The 21,621-nt window shown below is 35.0% G+C and carries 16 protein-coding genes and 3 tRNA genes; 13 read left to right on the top strand and 6 right to left on the bottom strand.

Features of this window, described 5'->3' with window-relative positions; genetic code table 11:
• The first annotated feature begins 9 nt into the window (after nt 1-9).
• From IC610_RS07670 to IC610_RS07630, 9 genes are all read left to right on the top strand, one after another.
• Nucleotides 10-3,018, top strand: coding sequence for a hypothetical protein (locus IC610_RS07670; protein WP_191736019.1), 3,009 nt, complete (start codon nt 10-12; stop codon nt 3,016-3,018).
• Nucleotides 3,019-3,028: 10 nt separating this feature from the next.
• The gene (locus IC610_RS07665) at nt 3,029-5,482 is read left to right on the top strand and encodes a hypothetical protein (RefSeq protein WP_191736016.1); all 2,454 of its coding nucleotides are present in this window, start codon (nt 3,029-3,031) and stop codon (nt 5,480-5,482) included.
• 18 nt (nt 5,483-5,500) lie between these two features.
• Nucleotides 5,501-6,097, top strand: a complete 597-nt coding sequence (locus IC610_RS07660) for a hypothetical protein (protein ID WP_191736014.1) — start codon at nt 5,501-5,503, stop codon at nt 6,095-6,097.
• Between the two features lie 4 nt (nt 6,098-6,101).
• A complete protein-coding gene (locus IC610_RS07655) occupies nt 6,102-7,460 on the top strand; it encodes a contractile injection system tape measure protein (protein WP_191736012.1) in 1,359 nt (452 codons plus the stop codon).
• A gap of 27 nt (nt 7,461-7,487) precedes the next feature.
• Nucleotides 7,488-8,309, top strand: a complete 822-nt coding sequence (locus tag IC610_RS07650) for a peptidoglycan-binding domain-containing protein (RefSeq protein WP_191736010.1) — start codon at nt 7,488-7,490, stop codon at nt 8,307-8,309.
• 16 nt (nt 8,310-8,325) lie between these two features.
• The gene (locus IC610_RS07645) at nt 8,326-8,997 is read left to right on the top strand and encodes a chitosanase (protein ID WP_191736008.1); all 672 of its coding nucleotides are present in this window, start codon (nt 8,326-8,328) and stop codon (nt 8,995-8,997) included.
• Nucleotides 8,998-9,033: 36 nt separating this feature from the next.
• Nucleotides 9,034-11,178, top strand: coding sequence for an eCIS core domain-containing protein (locus IC610_RS07640; protein ID WP_191736006.1), 2,145 nt, complete (start codon nt 9,034-9,036; stop codon nt 11,176-11,178).
• Nucleotides 11,162-12,430, top strand: a complete 1,269-nt coding sequence (locus IC610_RS07635; RefSeq protein ID WP_191736004.1) for an ATP-binding protein — start codon at nt 11,162-11,164, stop codon at nt 12,428-12,430. Before IC610_RS07640 ends, IC610_RS07635 begins: the two co-directional genes overlap by 17 nt.
• A 70-nt stretch (nt 12,431-12,500) precedes the next feature.
• Nucleotides 12,501-12,869: a hypothetical protein gene (locus tag IC610_RS07630; protein WP_191736002.1), complete on the top strand. Its 369-nt coding sequence runs from the start codon at nt 12,501-12,503 to the stop codon at nt 12,867-12,869.
• Nucleotides 12,870-12,930: 61 nt separating this feature from the next.
• Here the strand turns inward: IC610_RS07630 and IC610_RS07625 are convergent.
• The 3 genes from IC610_RS07625 to IC610_RS07615 all read right to left on the bottom strand — a co-directional run bounded on the left by IC610_RS07625 (nt 12,931) and on the right by IC610_RS07615 (nt 13,212).
• Nucleotides 12,931-13,004, bottom strand: a tRNA-Arg gene (locus IC610_RS07625).
• Nucleotides 13,005-13,036: 32 nt separating this feature from the next.
• Nucleotides 13,037-13,111: transfer RNA gene (locus IC610_RS07620), tRNA-Pro, on the bottom strand.
• 14 nt (nt 13,112-13,125) lie between these two features.
• Nucleotides 13,126-13,212, bottom strand: a tRNA-Ser gene (locus IC610_RS07615).
• A 134-nt stretch (nt 13,213-13,346) separates the two neighbouring features.
• On the opposite strand from IC610_RS07615, the gene IC610_RS07610 reads away from it, so the two are divergent.
• The 3 genes from IC610_RS07610 to IC610_RS07600 all read left to right on the top strand — a co-directional run bounded on the left by IC610_RS07610 (nt 13,347) and on the right by IC610_RS07600 (nt 16,446).
• The gene (locus tag IC610_RS07610) at nt 13,347-14,372 is read left to right on the top strand and encodes an N-acetylmuramoyl-L-alanine amidase (protein ID WP_191736000.1); all 1,026 of its coding nucleotides are present in this window, start codon (nt 13,347-13,349) and stop codon (nt 14,370-14,372) included.
• 112 nt (nt 14,373-14,484) lie between these two features.
• Nucleotides 14,485-15,339, top strand: coding sequence for a glycosyltransferase family 2 protein (locus tag IC610_RS07605; protein ID WP_191735998.1), 855 nt, complete (start codon nt 14,485-14,487; stop codon nt 15,337-15,339).
• Between the two features lie 81 nt (nt 15,340-15,420).
• Nucleotides 15,421-16,446: a hypothetical protein gene (locus IC610_RS07600; RefSeq protein ID WP_191735995.1), complete on the top strand. Its 1,026-nt coding sequence runs from the start codon at nt 15,421-15,423 to the stop codon at nt 16,444-16,446.
• Here the strand turns inward: IC610_RS07600 and IC610_RS07595 are convergent.
• From IC610_RS07595 to IC610_RS07585, 3 genes are all read right to left on the bottom strand, one after another.
• On the bottom strand, nt 16,439-17,914 hold the full coding sequence (locus IC610_RS07595; RefSeq protein ID WP_191735993.1) for a lipopolysaccharide biosynthesis protein: 1,476 nt from the start codon (nt 17,912-17,914) through the stop codon (nt 16,439-16,441). The two genes, IC610_RS07600 and IC610_RS07595, sit on opposite strands and share 8 nt — an antisense overlap.
• A 9-nt stretch (nt 17,915-17,923) precedes the next feature.
• Nucleotides 17,924-18,718, bottom strand: coding sequence for an FkbM family methyltransferase (locus tag IC610_RS07590; RefSeq protein WP_191735991.1), 795 nt, complete (start codon nt 18,716-18,718; stop codon nt 17,924-17,926).
• A 104-nt stretch (nt 18,719-18,822) separates the two neighbouring features.
• On the bottom strand, nt 18,823-19,500 hold the full coding sequence (locus IC610_RS07585) for a DUF2461 domain-containing protein (RefSeq protein WP_191735989.1): 678 nt from the start codon (nt 19,498-19,500) through the stop codon (nt 18,823-18,825).
• Nucleotides 19,501-19,772: 272 nt separating this feature from the next.
• Between IC610_RS07585 and IC610_RS07580 the strand changes: the two genes are divergently transcribed.
• Nucleotides 19,773-21,476 carry a DEAD/DEAH box helicase gene (locus IC610_RS07580; RefSeq protein ID WP_056081943.1) on the top strand — a complete coding sequence of 568 codons (1,704 nt, stop codon included), beginning with the start codon at nt 19,773-19,775 and terminating at the stop codon, nt 21,474-21,476.
• The last annotated feature ends 145 nt before the right edge of the window (nt 21,477-21,621 follow it).

The following is a 21,621-nucleotide window of genomic DNA, read 5'->3' as shown; positions in this document are numbered from 1 at the left end:
ACACAAACCATGGAAACACAAAATTTCATCAGCAGAGAGCGACAGCTTCCACAGTCACAGGATTTCCAGTTCCTGTTCAGATTAGGATTGGAATATGTGGAACGACTGGGAAGCAAATTCTGGACTGATTACAATACCCACGATCCCGGAATCACCATTTTGGAAGTTCTTTGTTATGCGATTACCGAGTTGGGTTACCGCTCAGATTTCAATATTCAGGACCTTCTGACAGGGAAAAATGGGTTAATTGAAAATAAAACTTTCTTTACAGCTGCCGAAATTTATACCAACGCAGCACTTACAGTTAATGACTACAGAAAACTTCTGATTGATATTGACGGAATCTCAAACGCATGGCTGCTTCCCACAAAAAATATAAAAGATTCCAATGGATATTTGCTTCCCAATAATGCTGAATCAAAAATATTGATCAATCGTCTGGAAGATAAATTAAGTTTAAAAAACACTGATGCCAATGGTAAAAAAATTTCTGAGCTGAAAGTTCGGGGTTTAAATAAAATTAAAATTGAGCTTGATGAAGATCCTGATTTTGGAGATTTAAATTCTCTGTTGATCAACTTTGCATTTTGGGAAAAAGACCATTGGGTTTCCTGCCAGATTGTTCCTCAGTTTACAAATTGGAGCGATCTCAAATCAGATTTTTTCCGTACGATGGATAAACCCGGAGAAATCTCAGTTGACAGCGTAAAAAAAGTCGGAGACATTGTGTTTATCGTAGTTCACAGATATACAAAACCTTCTCAGGAGCTTCACTTCAGAATTTTTGCGGATGACAGCACGGAGGTTGATTTAATTTTAAATCATTTCGATACCGAAAAACCAATCTGCGAATTCATTTCACTTTTCGCACAAAAAAGAAAAAAAGTGCAGGAAAGTTTTGCAAAAGTAAATTCCACATTACATCAAAACAGAAATCTTGGCGAGGATTATCTGTGTCTTGAAGTTATTGAAAGAGTAAACATCGGAATTTGTGCTGATATTGAGCTTCAGCCTTCTGCTGATGCGGTGGAAGCAATGAGTCAGATTCAAATGGCGATCGATAAAATTATTAATCCGAGAATTAATTTTTACACTTTAAATCAGTTGGTAGAAGAAGGATTGCATGCAGAAGATATTTTTACCGGACCAAAACTGATGCATGGTTTTATAAAAGATGCTGAACTTGAAAAAGCAAATTTAATTAAAGAAATTTATGCTTCAGACATCATTGCTGTTTTAATGGAAATTCCGGAGGTTGTATCTGTGAAAAATCTGATGATGACGGCTTACAATCTTCTCGGAAAACCTGTTTCAGGCTCAACCAACGAAAAATGGATCCTGAAACTTTCTGGCGAAGAAAAACCGATTTTTGATGTGAAAAGATCTAAACTTTTACTTTTTCAGAAAAATATTCCTTTTGTGTTGAATGAAACACAGCAAATGATGGTTGATCAGAAATTTACGTTTTATAAAAGCCAGATCCAACAAAGAAAACTCAAAGGAATTTCTACTGATTTTGAAATTGAAAGCGGAGAACATTTTGAAGTCAACAAATATTACAGCATTCAAAACGATTTTCCGGCAACTTATGGTTTAGGGAAAAACAGAATTTCGGAAAAAGCAACCCCGTTGAGAAAGGCTCAGGCAAAGCAATTGCAGGGATATTTGTATTTCTATGAGCAGATTTTGGCAGACTTTTTTAGTCAATTATACAATGCGGGAAATTTGCTGGATACAGAGACTATTCATCAGACTTATTTTCCTTCTTTGCTCGAAATTGATGATTTTACAGGAAAAGAATTTTATTCAAATGAAATCTTCAGTTCCGACAGAAAAAAAGCCATTGAAACAGACTTTTCATGTTCTGAAATAGAAACACTTTACGAAACGGAATCTTCATTCAGCAACCGCCGAAACAGAGCGCTGGATCATCTTTTGGCAAGATTTGCGGAGAGCTTCAATGAGTATGTTTTCACGATGTATCAGATTACGCAAAATACTTCGTCTCATTTAAGTTTTAATTTTAAAGATATTATTCAGGATAAGCAGAATTTTCTCAAAGATTATCCTGAAATCAGCAGTAATAGAGGTTTGGGAATAGATTATTGGAATACCAATGATGAAAATGATTTCCAGCCTTTCTGGAAAACCAATCATCGTGGAGGTTATGAAAAAAGAATCGCAGGATTGCTTGGCATCAATAATATTGGTCTGCGAAATATCGTGACCGAAGATTCTCAGCAAAAACAATGGACTGTAGAAACGGAAAGCGGAAATTTTTTATTTAAAATTGTAAATCCGACCTCTGATCTGGAAGTAAAATGGGAATGGTCTCAGCTTAATTTTCTGGATCAAAATGTTTACAAAACAGATTTTCTGTCTGGAAATTATTATTTATATCTAAAAGACGGCACCCGCAAAATGGCCCGTTTCGAGAAGAAATTTGAAACCGAACAACAAGCTTATGATTACCTTATTCTGCTCATCTCAATTCTGAATAATTATTACGAAAACTTTTTCTGTCTGGAACATATTCTTTTACGGCCATTTAATGAAATTCATTTTACAGATGAAGAATTGCTGTCGGTTTGTCTGAACGACGATTGCAGCAGCGAAGCCAACGATGATCCCTATTCATTTAAAGCAACGATTGTGCTTCCTGGATATTTGGCGAGGTTTAAAAATCTCACTTTTCGGAAGTTTGCAGAGAAAGTTTTCCGTCAGGAAGCGCCGGCTCATGTTCTTTTAAAAATTTGTTGGCTTAATACTGAAGATATGTTGGAATTTCAGAAAACCTACAGACAATGGCTCGAAGAATACAGAGATTACCGCAAGAAATACTGCAGTCACAAGCTGAAAACTGAAGACCAAAAAGCTTATGTGAAAAAGCTTGGCGATTTGGTAAATGTATTAAAAAAGCTCAACACCATTTATCCTGAAGGAAATCTTTACGACTGCGACATCAGCGAAACCAAAAACCCTCTCATACTCGGAAGTACATCATTAGGAACCTTATAAAAACACCACCATGAAAGCATATAATTCTTCATCTTATCCCGTCTTCGAAGCTGATCAGGTGCTCAGCCAGAAGGATCTCAATCTGGTCGTGAGTCATCTGGAAGAGCAGGACAGAATTACAAGAAAAAATCTCACAGGAATTGGGATTTCCTGCGGTTTGGAACTTTCTTTTCCCACAAAAAACCAGGTTAGAATTTCCTGTGGAACTGCCGTGACTTCCTTAGGTTTTCAAATCAACTGGAAAGAAAAACTGTTGACTCATTACAAAGAAGCTCAGCTTTCTGATCTTTTTCTGGCTCCGGATTATAAAGAAGAAGCTTATCTGGACAATATTTTTAAGCATAATAAAAACTACCAATCTTTAAAAAAGATCTATGATTTGCTTCCTGCCGAAAGTTCAGATGAAAATAAAAAAGCGATTCCAGAAGATTTTTTTGAAGAAAAACTGATTATTCTTCTACTTGAAATTACGCTGGTTGACGAAAAAAACTGTGTTACGACCAATTGCGACGACAAAGGCAAAAGACTGGAATTTAATCTGCGCCCGATTGCTATTTCGGAAGCTGATTTTAAAAACGAATTGTTTCCAAAATATCCTTCTTATAATTTTAATTCTTTGGTTTTTCCGAGATACAATGTTCCGTTTAATGATATTTTAAATCCTCAAAAAGTTTTAGAAAACTTCTCAACGCCTTTCAATACAACATTTATAAAAAATATTTCAGATGCTGTCTCTAAAATTTATAATGAATATAAAGGTTTAACCAATCAAAGTTTAAGTGTTTTAAATGAATGTAAAGTTGCGATAGAGAAAAATCTGAAATTGTATAAAGGCACAATTAACGTACAGTATTTTTGGGATTGGATTTCTGATATTGTTGCTGCTTATAATGAAATAAAATGCTACAGGAAAAATGATTTTTCGTTATGTTGTGTAGATGAAGGTTTATTCCCTTTTCATGTGGTTTTGGGAGGAAATAATGAACAGTCTTTATCATACAGAACACCGTTTTTTACAACAGGAAATTCCTCTTCTGAAAACAGAAAAAATAAAGACGAAATCAAACTTCTCTTTGAAAAATTAGCTCACATTATCAGCTCTTTTAAAGTCGGAAAAAATCTTTCAATAAGAATTACACCTTCAAAATACGGAGACTTCAGGCTTTCTGAAAGAGCTTTACCTTATTATTATGACGATATTCTCAATTTAAGAGACAAATGGAATCCTGAATTATGGTTTAAAAAACAAAGCGATTCTGTATTGTCTTACCATTCTCTTCACAATTTGTACACAACAAAAAATGAAGTGAAAACTCCGCTGCTTTTTGAATTGGAACCTTATAATTTCTTCAGAATTGAAGGTCATATCGGCAAAAATTATCAGGATGCTTTGACGGATATCTTAAAAATTCAGCAAATCCATCAGTTGCCTTTCAAGGTGATTACTCTCAATGCTGTTCAGTTTGAAAATCTTCCGCTCAGTCTCGCCACTGACGAAACAGATTGGGGTCACATGGAACTCGATTACGATCTGGTGCGCCGGAACTGGGAAAATGTAATCGGCAAAATCATTGAATGGCTGGAATTTAATCAGGAATCTATACGGGGAAATCGTTACATAAAAGATTTGAAATTCTTTGATCAGTACATTCGATATCTGAAAAAAGGAAGAAATTTCATGCACGAATCTCTGACTCCTTTTCTTAAAATTTACCATCAGTTTATTCCTGTGTATGAGAGAATTGAAGAGCTTTCAATCACTTTTAGAGAGGCTGTGCAGAATGCCAGAAAAGAAGATCTTAGATTTGATGAAGATCTGATCGATCATCTGGATGAGGTGACTATGGTTTGCGAAAAAGGTGAATTCAGAGCGTTATTTCAAGCAGCTCAGGAAAAATGGAAAGAGCTTGGCAAAAGATTATCTCTTCAGAGATTTATAGAAAAACATCCGGGAATAGAGCACAAAGCCGGCGTTCCGAGAGGTGGTACTTTTATTTTGGTTTACAAGGAAAATCCACCAGCCAAAAAAAGATCAGTTAGATTTACAGATACAGCTGCAAGGAATATTGAACCTGTAGCAGAAAGAACGACTGTTTTGGATGAGGTTACAGTTATTGGAACGAAGAAATCACAAGTGACCAATCTGGATTACAGCACTTTTGTAGAAAATTCAGTATTGAAAATGCAAAACTACATCAGTTACTACCATCCTGAATTGGCTATAGATCTCAATAAATATTTACATTATTATTTTAATCCAAATATTCTGCTTCCCGTTCAGGATACGATTGCAGACAAGACTGTGATTGCAGATTTTTACATTCCTTACATCTGTTGTGGTGATGGCGATGCAATCAATTTTGTACTTGCAAAAGAGAAAGAAGTAGTTCCCGAACCAGAACCGAAAATCGGAGATTTTGATTACCCGGATTTCGACAGTGAAGATTTTAATACCAACCGATAACTCAAAAAACAAAATACCATGGCAACAAGACAAACCGCAGAAGCTAAAATTGCTGCAATACAAGATAAAGGCAACAACACCGCGCAGGAAGTACGCGATGTGCTCACAGAGATTTTAAATTATACAGAAAATGTACCTTTTCCGGCGACTGAAAAAGTAGATTTTTTTCATCTTTGGACAGATAAGAATCCCGTTTTTGATAATTTACAGAATACTTTGTACTATTCTATAAAAGGGATTAAAGGTCAATACATCAATTTTACTTTCAGAATTGAAATAAGAAAAACAAATACCAATGCGACCAATAATATGTCGAATAACGTTTTTGTATTTCCGTTTCAGCAACAGGATTTGAAAATGTTGGAATATCTTAAGGAAATTGCAATGCTGAATTCGCCTAATGTCAAGTTTTTTATTCCCTTTACGATTTCAACCGGTGAGACGTTAGTCGATTATCCTTTAAGTACCAGCATATTTTTTAGTGAAAAAGGAATTATTTTCGATTTTAATAATACCTATTACCCAAAAAATTCTGTGGAATTGGGTATTGCTACAGGGTTTTCTGTAAGCTCAGTTACATTCCACTATCCGAATTTTTATTTAGGAAAAGTTTAAATAAATGCATCAGATACGACAACATATCATCGATATGAATTGCTCTTCTGAATCGTTCGGTAACGAAGTGAATGCAAATCTGTCGTCTGTTTTGGAGAAAGAATTCTATCCGAAATTAGAGATGATTTTAAATCGTTATTCGGAAGAAAATCAAATTTGGCTGATTGATAATCTGGAAATCGAAATTTCAGAAATTTCAGAAAAATACTGGAAAGAGGAGATTGTAAATAAATCACTTGAACATATTGAAAATTTTTTAAGATTAAATAAACTTGAAAATTCAAGGTCTGAAAATTCTGATAAAAAATCAAATTCCGGCAAATTGTCCATAGGAAATTATGCGGAAAATTTGTTGATGGAATTTTTAAAAAGCGGGCGGATTGTAGAAAATTCAAAATTTACTGATATAAATTCAGTGATTGTTGAAATTAAAATATCTGAAATATTTTATTATAAAATTCTGGAAATTTTTAAAGATCAGAATCAAACAATTCTTCGCTGGATTTACTCAGTTCCTATTGATTTTAGAAATGAATTGTATCAATTTATGAATGTTCAGAATAAATATTCAGATATTGAAAACGTTTTGAAAATTAATAATTATGAAGAAAAAAGACGTTTCTCTGAATTGATGATGTTGATTTCTTTAAACGAAATTATTATCAGTGAAAACGTCTTTGAATTTTTAAATCAATCCGCAAAAAAATACTGGAATTTAGAAAAAACTGAGATTTTGGAGTTTTTAAATTCAAAACAAGTTTTAACCGAAAAAGAATTAAATTTCATAGAAAAATGGAAAAACAATCTTGAATCTGAATCTAAAAATTTTGAAATTAAAGAAAATAAAACTCAAAAAGAAGAATTTATTTACGTAGAAAATTCGGGTCTCACAATCCTTCATCCGTTTTTTACATCACTTTTTGAGCAACTCAATCTCACTGATAAAAATGAATGGAAATGTGAAACTGAATCACACAAAGCTGTTTTGCTGATGCATTTTTTAGTCTACGGAGATGAGATTTTTGAGGAAGACAAGATGGTTTTAAATAAAAATCTTTGCGGATTGCCTTCCGATGAGGTTATTAATGTAAATATTCCCTTAAATGATGAGGAAAAAGAGGCATGTAAAGATCTATTAAAAGCAGTTATTCAGCATTGGAGCGTAATGAATAAATCATCAATCCAAGCACTTCGGGAAACATTTCTTCAACGAAACGGCAAACTGGAATTTAAAAATGAAAACCTTGAACTTTGGATAGAGGTAAAAGGTGTTGACATTCTTTTGGATCAAATTCCATGGGGAATTTCGACCATAAAAACGCCGTGGATGGAGCATATTCTGTTCTGTCATTGGAATCATTAAAAACTAATATCATAAAACTAAATAACCATGAAAAAAACTAATTATTTAAAAGAATTAAGCCTATCAACTGCGGTTGTGAAAAGAGGTTTGGCCAACAAAAAAGCAGACGTTGAAAAAATACAGTCGTGGCTCTGTCTGCAGGAAAGACAACACCGCGGAATCGGTACAATGACAGGGATCGACGGAGATTACGGTACAGCGACCGAAGTTGCAGTGAAAAATTATCAGAAATTTCTAGGCCTGCCGGCAGATGGAATTGTGACGGCATCGCTCTTTACAAAATTGACATCAAACCTCAAAAATTCTTTTGAAGGTGCTGCAATAAAAGCAAATTTAAGAGATACCATTTCGGAAGTGGCTCACAATCATTTAAAAGGCTTTCCTTTTGAATTGGTCATCAAACAACAAACCAATTGTGGACCTTGGGTAAGAAGTTACATGGGTGGAAACGAGGGTTCAGACTGGCTTTGGTGCATGGGTTTTGTGCAGGCTGTTCTTGATCAGGCAACATCTTTGCATGGTAGAAATTTTACCGAAATGATGCCGATCAGTTACAGCTGCGATACCGTTGGGACGCATGGAATTCAGAAAAATGTCTTGATCCGAAACGAGAGAATCAGAATCAATCCGGCTTTGGCGAAAAAAGGTGATGTTCTTTTGGTGAGAAAATCTCAAAATGACTGGATTCACACTGCTATAATTGTTGATGTGGTAGGAGATACATTTATTACCATCGAAGGCAATACCAATAACGATGGTTCGAGCAATGGCGACGGTGTTTACAAACGGGTCAGAAACTTCAGAAAATCTTATCTTGATGTGTTCAGTTTAAACAATTGGCTGGTTTAATTTAAATTTTAAAATCATGATTACATCTTCACAAAAAAGCAAAATCATTCAAATCATCAATGTATTTGAAACGGGTACAAAAGATGGGAAATATGATCTTATCGCAACTTATCCGGATGGCAAAAACGGTTCAAGACAAATAACCTACGGACGAAGCCAGACAACCGAACAGGGGAATCTGAAGGCGCTTATTGAAAAATATATTGCCAACAAAGGCGCATATGCTGGAGAATTTAAAGTTTATCTTCAAAAAATCGGGAAAATACCTTTGGTAGACGATGCAGCGTTTAAAAGTTTGCTTAAAAAAGCTGCAAAACAGGATCCGGTAATGAGAAAATCTCAGGATGATTTTTTTGAAGTTTTGTATTATCAACCGGCTTTTCATTTTTTTGAGAAAAATAAATTCACACAGGCTTTAAGCTTGTTGGTTATTTATGATAGCTACATTCATTCAGGGAGTGTTCCGGCGTTTATCCGTGAAAAATTTGCTGAAAATGTTCCTGTAAACGGTGGAGATGAGAAAAAGTGGATTAAAAAATATACTGAAGCAAGACACAATTGGCTTACAACTCATTCTAAACAGCTCCTGCGGAAAACAAACTACAGAACGAAGTGTTTTCTGGAACAGATTGCGATTAACAATTGGGATTTGTCAAAACCAACTAACGCCAACGGAACAACCGTGTGATATTCATCAATTGATTTAATTTTTAAAAATTAACCCATGTTTGCGGCTCAGAAAATCAGCGAACAAAATTCTAAAAATGCTTTAGCAAGCAAGTCTAAACCATTTTTTCCCGCTGTTATTCAAAAAAAATTGAGTATCGGCTCAGCTCATGATGTCTTTGAGACAGAGGCGGATTCTGTTGCCGAAAAAGTGGTCAGTCAATCTCAGGTTTCTGTACAAAAATCTTCTATTCTTCAGTCTGCGGGAGATTTGGTTTTAAATAAAATGAATGCAGTTCAGAGAAAGTGCTCCCATTGTGAAGAGGAAGAAAAAGTGAGAAAAAAACCGACGACCGCAATTTCATCTAATTTAAACGCCAATTTTGCCCCGACACATATAGAAAATCAAATTCACGACTCGCAGGGAAGTGGACAAATGATGGATGGCAGTACCAAAAATTTTATGGAAAACAGATTTGGTGTTGATTTTTCGTCAGTCAGAATTCATACAGATTCACGGGCAAATGTAATGAGTAACGAACTTAATGCAAGAGCTTTTACGGTCGGAAATGATATTTATTTTAAGAGTGGAGAATACAATCCTTCCCAAAATTCGGGTAGGTTTTTGCTTGCACATGAGCTCACTCACACGCTTCAGCAGAGTGGAGGCAATATTAAAAAACTAGCAGTGAAACCAACTCACGAGACGAAAATTCAAAGAGGAATTTTAGACAGAATCGGGGAAATTGCTTCTTCAGTTTGGGACAGAACGGGTGGTGTATTACTCAATTTTGCCGGCAGAACTTTCGACTGGGCTGAAGAACGTGCAGAATCCATCATCAATTCAATGGCTCCCGGATTACTCAATTTTTTAAGAACCGATATTATTGCTCCAGTTAGGATCATGATTGAAAGAGGGTTGGACAGAATTACCGGCGGACTTTTCAGCAGATTACAGCAGGAAGGACTTTTTGGTATTCTGAATCATTTCGTTGACGGAATTTTTGAGACCATTCAGGGAAGTGCCGACAATGCATGTAGAAGTTTTTCTCAGGGAGCAGAGAAAATAGTAGAGTTTGTAAGACAACTGAAAGGTGGTGCTTTAGCCAGATTGAGAAGTTCTTTCAATAATATTAACAGGATTTTAGGTTCAGTCTGGACTCATTTTGCCCTTCCGGCGATGGATGCAATCCGTCATTTTGCGGGCGATGCTTTTGCATACCTTACTGATAAAGTAAATCTTGCCTGGAGATTAATTTCTCCAATCAGAAATGGAGTTGCGATAGTTTGGAATTGGATTTCCCGAAACTTCAATATCAGCTGGCAAAATACAGAATCCATCTGGGCATGGTTGATTGGCAGAATTACACCTATATGGAATAGAATAAGAGAAACTTTTAATCCCATCAGAATTGCGACTTCAATAATTGAAAATACAATCAGGGTATTTTCATCATTAAATCCATTGGAAGTTGTGGCAAATTCTGTGGCTGCATTTTATGGAGCTTTGCAGTTTGTAACTTCTTCATGGGGTACAAATATTTTGGTTAAATCCAGAAATATGCTAAATCAGATGGTCTTAAATCCGGTCTTGAGAGGTATTCAAATCTTCAGAAATGTTTTTTCGACAGCTTTACATTGGACGCAGGGGATGCTCGGCAGATTGCAATCGGTTTTTCAGGAACTCGCAAACAGAGTTGTACAGACGGGTATATTCAGCATTTTTACAAACGTGGTTCAGGCGATATCTTCGCTTGTTTTTCAAACCGTTTCCAGAGCAATTTCACGTCTTTCAGGATTTAACGTAATTTTCAGTAATGTGCTTGGAATTCTAAATAGAATGGCCACAAATTTCAATGCAATCTTGGATCGTATCAATATTTTAGCTCATAATCCGTGGATGATTCCGCTGATTTTGGTATCGCCTTACTGGAGATTTTTACCAGATTGTTTCAAGCCTGCAGTTATCAATTTTACTTTAAATACAATGATTATGATGGTCTCTCAAATGGGACAATCTTCTTTATTTCCGAAAGACTGGCCTTTGATAAAACATAGAATTATTGCTTTTCTGAGACATACCTTGGTGATTTCTGATGATGAAAAGATTAATGTTGTCAATCGATTTGCCATTTTATTCAGACAAAGAAATTTTCAAGGCATCATCCATTTTATAAATCAAATTTATGAACCAGCAACTTAGAAATTTCATCTTAAAATCCTTAAAATCTGAATCTGTAAAAGATATTTCTCTTGAAGGTACTTTTTCAGATGTTTTGGGCAAAACAACTTCTCACGAAGAAGGTTTTATTTTGCTGATGGCACTCACGCCTCATGTTTATCCGTCTTTTTTTGATGAAATTATTAAAGAAGTTTATCCCGAAGGTGGCGATATTCCTGAATTGGGAGGTTCAAGATCAGAAAATCACCGTGGAATGTTTCCCACAGGAGAAACGGTACAGTATATTTTAGCAAAAAATGAAATCGAAAAACGGTTGAAAGTACAGCAATATTTTAACAGTAATCATTGGTTTAATAAAGAGAATATCGTCAAAATAGAGGATGTGAAAGATTCTGAGCCCATCATGAGCGGAAAATTAATTATGTCTAAAGAAACTGTTCATCTTCTCTGTTTTGGCGAAAATTTAAAACCTAAATTCAGCAGCAGTTTTCCTGCAAAAGAAGTGACAACGATGATGAACTGGGAAGATTTTGTAATGAACGAAAATATCCGGAAACAGATCAATTATATAAAACTCTGGATTAAACATCAGCAAACACTACTGAATGATTGGGGAATGAAAAAACAGTCGCTGCCAGGCTTCAGAACGTTATTTTATGGACCTTCAGGAACGGGAAAAACGTTGGCGGCATCGCTTTTGGCAAAAGAATTTGGCAGACCTGTTTACAGAATCGACCTTTCACAAGTTGTTTCTAAGTATATCGGAGAAACTGAAAAAAATCTTGAAAAAATCTTCACCCAGGCAGAAAACAAAGACTGGATTCTTCTTTTCGATGAAGCCGACGCCTTGTTTGGAAAACGAACTTCTACAAAATCTTCTAATGACCGATATGCCAATCAGGAAGTGAGCTATTTATTGCAAAGAGTAGAGCAGTTTAACGATTTGGTCATTCTGACTTCCAATTTTAAAAATAATATTGACGAGGCTTTTTTAAGAAGATTTAATTCTATCATTAAATTTCAAAAACCTACTCCGGAAGAACGTTTGAAACTTTGGCATAATGCAATCCCAAAGAAAGTTTCCGCAGATGAAAAATTAATTTCTCAACTCGCAAAAAATTATGAATTGACAGGTGCTCAGATTGTTTCTGCTGTTCTTCACGCCTCTCTATTGGCTATTGAAAAAAATGAAAAAACTTTGTCTAAAGAAAATCTGTTATCTGGTATCAGGGAAGAATTTGATAAAGAGGAAAAACCTTTCAGTTGCATTTAATAATTGTTTCTTTATCACTAAAATATTTTTAGTTGAGTAACATAATTAATCATTGTAAAATGATGTTTAGATGAAAAATAAAATTTGGATATTTATATTTTTGATGCTGATTGCTTCATTTACCTTTACTCTTTATCTTGAAAATAAACTTTTGGCAGCTTTTTCTAAAATAAACGCTAAAAGCATTCAAAATTTGGAGCACGTTTCCAACAAAAATTTTTCAGAAAATTATATTGAAAATATTGGGTTAAGTCTCCAACAGGAATTATTACGGATGAATGTTAATAAATGTAAACTAACTGTAAGAAAAGATTATTTTTTCTTTTTCCAAAACAAGGCTGTTTTTATTGAAAACAAAGAAAAATACTTAAGGGTCAGTACTGAATATAATACATCAGAATCGATGTTCAGTATTAAAGGATTTCAGGCCTGGAAATAAAAAATGTTTTGAAATTGTTTTTAAACAAAAAAACTCACAACTTCTGTTATGAGTTTTTTAGTGAGCGCGTCAGGATTCGAACCTGAGACCGTCTGCTTAGAAGGCAGATGCTCTATCCAGCTGAGCTACGCACCCATTTGTAATTTTGTAAAAATTATCTAAAACTGTCGGGGCGGCAGGATTCGAACCTGCGACCTCCTGGTCCCAAACCAGGCGCGATGACCGGACTACGCTACGCCCCGAGAAAGATAAAAAGCGGAGAGTAAGGGATTCGAACCCTTGGTACCGTTTCCAGTACGCATGTTTAGCAAACATGTCCTTTCGGCCTCTCAGGCAACTCTCCTTTATCTTATATTTTGAAGATCTCTATTCCGTTATTGCGAGTGCAAATATAGAGTAGTTTTCATTACCAAGCAAATATTTTTAACAAAAAAAATGTGTATTTTTACCCTCATAATAGACTATAAAAACCCACAGATGCGTAAAACATTATATATCATCGGATTAAGTACTTTAATTTTTTCCTGTGCTGCAAAGAAAAAAACAGTTGCTGCAACTTACAGACCCAAAATTGCTTCTACCACAAACAAAACTGCAGGCGACAATGACAGCGAAGCAGCCAGAAGACCTCAGGTCAAAACTGAAAACGGAGTAGAATTCTACAGAGAAAATATTGCCAATATCGCCAATAATGACAATACCACAAGTTACGGTTCGATCGTATCTGCAAAACCTCAGGGTTATAAAGTTGTGAAGACTTATTTTCCATCAATGGGGCAAAATTTTAGACAGAGGTTTTTGATTTTACATTATACAGCATTAGATGATAGCAGGTCGCTTACAGCTCTTACACAAAAGTCGGTGAGTGCACATTACCTTGTCAATAATCTTGGTGATAACGAAATTTATCAGTTGGTTGACGAAAATAAAAGAGCTTATCACGCCGGAATCAGTACCTGGAGATCAGATAAAAATTTGAATGATAATTCTATAGGTATCGAAATTGTTAATGTAGGATATACTGCAGATGCTACAGGAAAGAAAACTTTCCTCCCGTACAGCGATGGACAGGTAAAAAAAGTGGCTGCGTTGGCAAAAGATATTGTTGACAGATACCAAATTCCTGCAACCAATGTTTTGGCACATTCTGATATTGCACCGACCAGAAAACAGGATCCGGGACCTCTGTTTCCATGGAAAAAACTGTACGATGAATATCAGATCGGGATGTGGTACGACGAAGCGACGAAACAGAATTTTTATAATCTTGCAGTAACTGATTTTGCAACAAAATACAACGATCCTTCATTTGTGTTTTTAGTGAAAACCAGTCTTCAGAAGTTCGGCTACGGAATTGACCTTTCCGAAAAGTGGGATGATTCCACTAAAAGAACCATTGAAGCTCTTCAGTATCACTTCAGACCGCAGAATTACGACGGAATTATGGATGCTGAAACATGGGCAATTTTACAGGCTTTAATACAAAAATATCCTGCAAAATAATATTTGATCAGATTCTTATATCAGAAAATCCAACCTTCTTTTCACTCTTTTTAAAGATGATTAGAAGGTTTTTTACTGGATTTAAACTAAATTTGAAAACTAAATTTTCATTTTGAAATTTCTAATCATCATTCCTGCACACAACGAGGAGAACAACTTACCGTTTACTTTAGAATCTTTACAGCAACAGAGTTTAAGGGATTTTAAAGTCGTCGTGGTCAATGACGGTTCTACTGACGGAACTTCAGAGGTCATCAGAAAATATACTGATCAGGATTCCAGATTTGAAACCATTAATCTTCAAAAATCAGCTCATCAGCCAGGTTCCAAAGTTGTTGCAGCATTTAAAAAAGGTCTGGAAACTCAAAATATCAATGATTTTGATATCATCTGTAAGTTTGATTCTGACATTATTTTAGAGGAAAATTATCTTCAGACTGTTGCTGATGTTTTTGCCAAAAACTCTGACTATGGTTTGGTTGGCGGACTTTTGTATGTAGAGAAAAACGGTGACTGGGTGTACGAAGGAAATTCAAATAAACACCATGTCCGCGGCCCAATGAAAGCTTACCGAAAGGAATCTTTTCTGCAAATGGGTGGTTTGCGTGAGACTTTGGGTTGGGATAATATTGATGCTATTTTATTGCAGAATTCAGGATGGAAAGAAGTTGTAATTCCTGAATTACATGTGAAATTAATCAAAGTAAAAGGAGCAGATTATACCATAAAACCAGCAGATTATTATGGAAGATATTTTTATTTTCTAGGTTTAAACCGATTTCTGACTTACGTGGCTGCAGCTAAAGAAGCAATGAAAATAAAATCTCCTGCGTTTCTGTTTCAAATTATCAGTTCGTATGAAAAATGTAAATCTCAAAATCTGGAACTGAAGATTTCAAAAGATGAACAGAAAGTAATCAATCAGCAGCGCTGGGATATGTTTAAAAAGAAATGGTTTAAAATATAATTCAATAGGAACAGGCCTCAGCCAGTTTTAAATAAAAAGAATATTTCATTGGCTTTAGCCAAAACTTAGAATATCATCAGTTTGAAAAATATCGCCTACATCGAAATCGACACCCACGCAGAAATAGCTGCCGATTTTTTGGATTTAATGAAAGATTCCAAAGAATTTTCTGTCGATTATTATTTTTCAGAAAAAATCAAAAATCAGATTCCACAAAATTCTGAAAACATCTTTCTATCGGATCAGTCGGTGATTTTAAGCCAGCTGAAATCGAAGAAATATGATTTAATAATTATTGGAACGGTTCATCGGTATTTCAATACATTTTTAAGCATTACCCAAAAATTTAAGACTGCTGTAATCGTTCACAATCTGAATTTTCCCAAAGCTTCAAAATTTAATTTAATTAAAAACATTTTCAGGGAAGATCTTTTTTACCGTTTAAAACTTTTATGGAGAGAGGGATTGACAAATTCATCCAAAGTTTATCAGAACGCATCTCAACTTGTTTTGGATAAAAGTTTTTCTTCATCTGAATATCAGTTTTTACCTCTTTTTTACACCAAAGAATTTATTCAGGATGAAAACGAAAAATTAATGGTTGTCATACCAGGTGGAGTTTCCCAGAAAAGACGTGATTACAGGCATGTTTTAAATACCATTGAAAAATCAAAGTCAGCTGCAGATGTTGAATTTGTATTTCTTGGAAAGGCAAAAGGAGATGAGCTTATGAACATCAGGAAAGTTTCGGAGAAATTTGATTTAAGATATTTTACAGAAAGAATTTCGCAGAAAGAATTTGAAATGTGGATGAAAAAGGCTGATGTTTTATGGTGTCCGATTCAGCAGGAAACGGAGTTTTTCAGCCAAAAAGAAATTTATGGAAAAACCAAAATGACCGGAAATATCGGCGACGCCATCAAGTTTGGAAAAATAGCCGTTTTCCCGAAAAATTATTCTTCAAAAATGGATTTTATCGTTCAGGAAAAAGAAGATGTGATTCAACAGTTCTATGATTTGAAAAACTTTAAATACGACTTTCAGAAGGCATTTAATAAAAAAGCTGTTCTCAAAAATTTAGAAAATCTTTTGGCAGATCTTACTTAAATTTCAAAATGCTTTTAAAGAATTTCATATTGATATAATCTTCAACGGGAAATATTTTTGTGAAATGATTTCCGATAAAAATCAAGATTAAAACAACAGCAGGTTTATAAATCAAATTGATGAAATTATTCTCAAAAACAGGCAAAACAATCGCAACAGTAATTGCCAAAGTACAGATAATAGACACGAAAATCATTTCAATAGAAAAAGGAGAAACTTTAAACACAAAATAATTAAAAATCACCTTTATCATATTGTAAAGCGTCACTGAAATAGCCGTAGACAAAGCAATTCCAATCAGAGATAAATCAGTGTTGTTGATAAAGTACCAGTTCAATCCAATCGTTAGTCCTGCCAGTAAAAGCATAACGATGATGTTAAATTTGTAGTATTTTGAAAGCGAAATAATATTTCCGTTAAAACCTGTCGCCAGATCCAATAAAACTGCAGATCCCCAAATCCAAATCACAGGCTCATACATTCTCAGTAAATCTCCCTTTTTGGGCATAAAGTGCGTTAAATACGGAAATCCAACCATGATGCAGCCGAACAGAACGGCTCCTAAAAAGTAGATGGTAAGCGAAGTTTTCTTATGAAATCTGTCAAGTTCTTCCATATCGCCGTCAGCCAGATTTTTTCTGATAATCGGTGCGGAAATATTGAATAAACCCAGTTGCGGAATGGAAATAAGCGAGATTAAAGCAAGCAGAATGCTGTATACAGCAATTTCTTCTTCACCAATAAATTCGCCAATCATATAATTGTTGATCGCCATGTGATTCCCAAACGTTCCTAGAAATCCGAAAAAACTATAGGCTGCAAATTCTCTGTAAAAATTATCTTTCTTAAAATAATCTCTGCTGAAATCAAGCTGTACCTTCTCGAGTTTGTTGGTGTAATAAATGTATCCCGAAAGCATTAAAGCAAACATCCCGAAGAAAAATGCCAATGCAATCTGTTCTGAAAACTGAAAATAAAAAAACAGACAGAACGAACCTAAATTAGCCAATTTAGGTAAAAGATTATCGAAAATATTGGAAACTACAATCCTTTTATAATTAGAAATATATCTGTTGAGAACGGCACAAAGCGAGAGTGTGAGTACTAATGGAAGTATATATTTTTTACTTTCCCAGATCTTCATTTCTGCAAAGTGGGGGAAAAAGTAAGGGATGAGAAAAAAGATAATCAGAAAAATGAGAAAATTGATGCAAATCAACGCAAGAGAAAGCGACAGCATGTTTTGATTTTTACCATCTTCCTGAGCCTTTCCGAAGAATTTTACATTCGAATAGGAAATTCCCAACACCACAAACGGAACCAGCATTTCTGCCGCAGACATGATGTACCGTAATTTTCCGTAAAAAATCAGATTATTGGTGAAAATAAAAATAGAAAACATCCCGATCAATGTCGCGACATAACCAATTACAGAATACTTAAATCCCTGCCTTGCAACTACACTCATACTCAGTTTTTAAAAGTTTTTAGGAAGGAAAATGATATTGTTGATGTAGTTGGTTTTATTTTTTTCGTCGCCTGTGTTTTTAATCAGAATTTCTTCGGTCAGTTTTTCTGTTTCAAAGGTTTTTCTGTTGAGGTATTTTGCTTCAAAACCCCAGCTTTCGACTTCTGATATCTCGTTCCAGATGGGTGTTTCGTGATGTCGCTGTTCCATTTCAACCATTAAAACCGGTTTGTATTTTTGGATGGTATTTTTTCCTCCAAGCAGGGTTTTCATTTCATTTCCTTCTACATCAATTTTAATAAAATCAATTTTCGGAAGTTTTACAGAGTTTATCCAGTCGTCCAGTTTAACAACTTCAACTGTTTCTGTATAAGAATTTTCTTCGTCTTTTTCTCTGTAGGAAGTATTTAAAGTTCCTCTCGAAGCGACCATTTTTCCTTTAATAATCGGAACTTTAAACTGAGCGGTTGTGTTTTCATCAGAAAGTGCCACAGAAGAAATGTTCATCGACGGGAAAAGTCTTTTCAGCCTTACGTTCAGCTTCTTATTGGGTTCAAAAGCGAAAATATTCTGATGTTTAAGTTTGTTTTCAAACTGATAAAGAAAAGTTCCCACGTTGGCGCCGATGTCGAAAATTACCGCATCGTTCTGTAAATAATCTTTTATCCAAACCAATTCCGGTTCTACATTTCTCGCCGAAAAGTTTTCTTTGGTGAGGTTTTTCAGATTTTTAAAATACCTCTGTTTGTAAAACCCAGGACTTATAAACTGTAGATTTTCTGCGAGCTGCTGGTATAAAGACATTAGTTTTTCTTTTTTATGACCAGCAAAGGTAGTGAAAAATGTTAAATTTTAATTAAATCGCACTTATTATAATGTGTTCATTTTCAGAGCAATGTGTCTATTGTCTAATTTGTAGAATTTAATATTGCGGAATTTAAAAAATCATTCAGCGGTTTTGCTGCTTTAAATATTTCAGAGAATTTTTTTGCAGCATCTTTATGTTTGAGGTCTTCGTCTTTTAGTGGATAGACCACAATAAAATTTTTCAGTTTTAAATATTCGGCCATAGGGTCTTCTTTTTCAAAACCCTGCGGAATTTTCTTTAGTTTGTCGTCCTGGTCAAGCTCTTTAAAAAGTTTTTTGAAATCTTTCTGATTAACAATCTTCAGGAAATCTTCAGAATACAGCGAAATTTCTTTACGGATGGTTTTTAAAGCTGCAGAGTCCGGCATGTAAATTCCGGAAGCGAGAAAAGATTTGCCAGGTTCCACATGAAGATAGTAGCCTGCTTTCTGGCTGCCTTTTCCCATTCCTAAAGATGCTCCCATATTGGTTTTATAGGGAGATTTATCTTTTGAAAAACGTACGTCGCGGTAAATTCGGAAAAGTGTCTTTTTGGCGTCTGTCTTTAAAATGTCTTCATCAAAAACACCCATTTCTGCTATAAGATCTTCTATGAATAAAATCATATTTTCTTGCGAATCGGTATATTGTTTTTTATTCTCCGTAAACCACTCACGGTTATTGTTTTGAGAGAGATTCTGTAGAAAATTTAAAGTATTTTTTGATATTGTTGAAGACATGCGATGATTGATTTTAAACCAAATTTAATCAATTTAAATCTATTGTAGAATGAATTTTTGAAGTATTAATAAAAATTAACTGTTAAAACAAAGAATGTCCTAAATTACTGCGAGGGTATGATATTTTTAAAATTTTGAATAAAAAGGATGATTTTTTTTGATTATTTTAAAAAATGAATCAAATTTAAGATGTTAAATTATTGATTCTGTAATATACGTTGCGAGATTATCCAAATAATAATTGTACCTTTGCAAAAATTTTATATTATTTAATGAATTTATTTACGGAGTCCAATTTAAGACCTGATTTACTTAAGGCAATTGGCGAACTGGGTTACGAAAGCCCGACAGAAATCCAAAAACAGACTATCCCTTTCATTCTTTCAGATATTCGCGATTTGATCGCACTTGCGCAGACAGGGACAGGCAAAACAGCAGCGTTTTCGCTTCCGATTTTGGATATGATTGACGATACGAGTCGCAAAATCCAATTTTTGGTGCTTTGTCCGACACGGGAATTATGTCTTCAGATTGCTAAAGACATAAAAAACTACACGAAGTACATGCCGAACATTAAATCTACAGCGGTTTACGGGGGAAGCAGTATTATGGATCAGATGAGATCTCTAAAGGATAAACCACAGATCATTGTGGGAACTCCGGGACGAGTAATCGACCTCATCAATAGAAAAGCATTAGACTTTTCTGCAATTCACTGGTTGGTTTTAGACGAAGCAGATGAAATGCTTTCAATGGGTTTCAAAGACGAATTGGAAACAATTTTGAGCGAAACTCCTGAAACAAAACAGACTTTCCTTTTCTCAGCAACGATGAGCAAGGAAGTTGAGAGAATTTCTAAAAATTATCTGACCAAACCACACAGAATTTCTGTAGGTTCTATTAATGAAGTTAAGAAGAACATCAAACACGAATATTATGTAGCCGGTTACCGTCAGAAAAAGGAGGCTTTGAAAAGATTAATCGATTCAAACCCTAATCAATATTCAATTATTTTCTGCCGTACAAGAATGGAAACTCAGGAAGTTGCCGATTTCTTAATGCAGAACGGTTATGCAGCTGATGCTCTTCACGGTGATCTTTCTCAGGCGCAGAGAGATACAGTAATGAAGAAATTCAGACTGAAAAACATTGATATTCTGGTAGCAACAGATGTGGCAGCGAGAGGTTTGGATGTAAATTCACTTACGCACGTTGTACACTACTCATTGCCGGATGATCCGGAAGTATTTGTTCACAGAAGTGGTAGAACGGGTAGAGCAGGGAAAGACGGTATTTCTATTTCTTTGATTAAACCTGAAGAAAGCAGAAAACTGAAGCAGATAAAATCTGTTACCAAAATTGATATTACTGAATCAAGAATTCCTACAGGTGAAGATATCGTAAAAGCTCAGGTAGCTGGGGTTTTCGAAAACCTTCTGGAAGTACACGAAGATTTCTTCGAATTTGATGATTCTTTAATTCCTGACCTTTCTGAATTTTCAAAAGAGGAACTTGTGCACAAATTGCTTCAGTTCCAGTTAAAAGATCTTGCGCTTTATTACAAAGACAAGCAGGATATTCTGGAGCAGAAAATGAGTACAAGAGATGATGACAGAGGAGGAAGAGGCGACAGAAGAGACAGAGACAGAGGAAGAGACCGCGATAGAGGGCCAAGAGATGACCGTGATGGAAGAAGAGGCGACCGTGGCGGAAAACCAAGACAGCGTGACGAAAATATGACAAGATTTTTCTTTAATTTAGGTAAAAAAGACCAGTTGAAAAAAATTGATGTCCTTGAAATTATCAACAAAGCTACTTCAAGCAAAGGCAACAAAAGAGCTGAAATCGGTAACATCGAGATCCTTGAAAAATTCTCATTCTTCGAGGTTGAAAAATCTTTTAAAGGTGAGCTTTTAGGAAATATTCAGTCTATGAAGTTTAAAGGAAAAGATATGAGAGCTGAAGAAGCTAACTAATCTTATTCATACCATATAATTTAAGCCGGCATTTTTGTCGGCTTTTATTTATTTAAATCATTGAATAATAGCAACTTGTAAGGTTTGTTTAGTGGGGTGGCTAATCATATTAAGCTCTAATTTCTATTGTTAAAAAGTTTCTTCC

This window comes from Chryseobacterium caseinilyticum, assembly GCF_014837145.1.
In the GTDB taxonomy this organism is placed as follows: domain Bacteria; phylum Bacteroidota; class Bacteroidia; order Flavobacteriales; family Weeksellaceae; genus Chryseobacterium; species Chryseobacterium caseinilyticum.
Note: the sequence above shows the minus strand (reverse complement) of the source record. Positions and strands in the feature narration are given on the sequence as shown.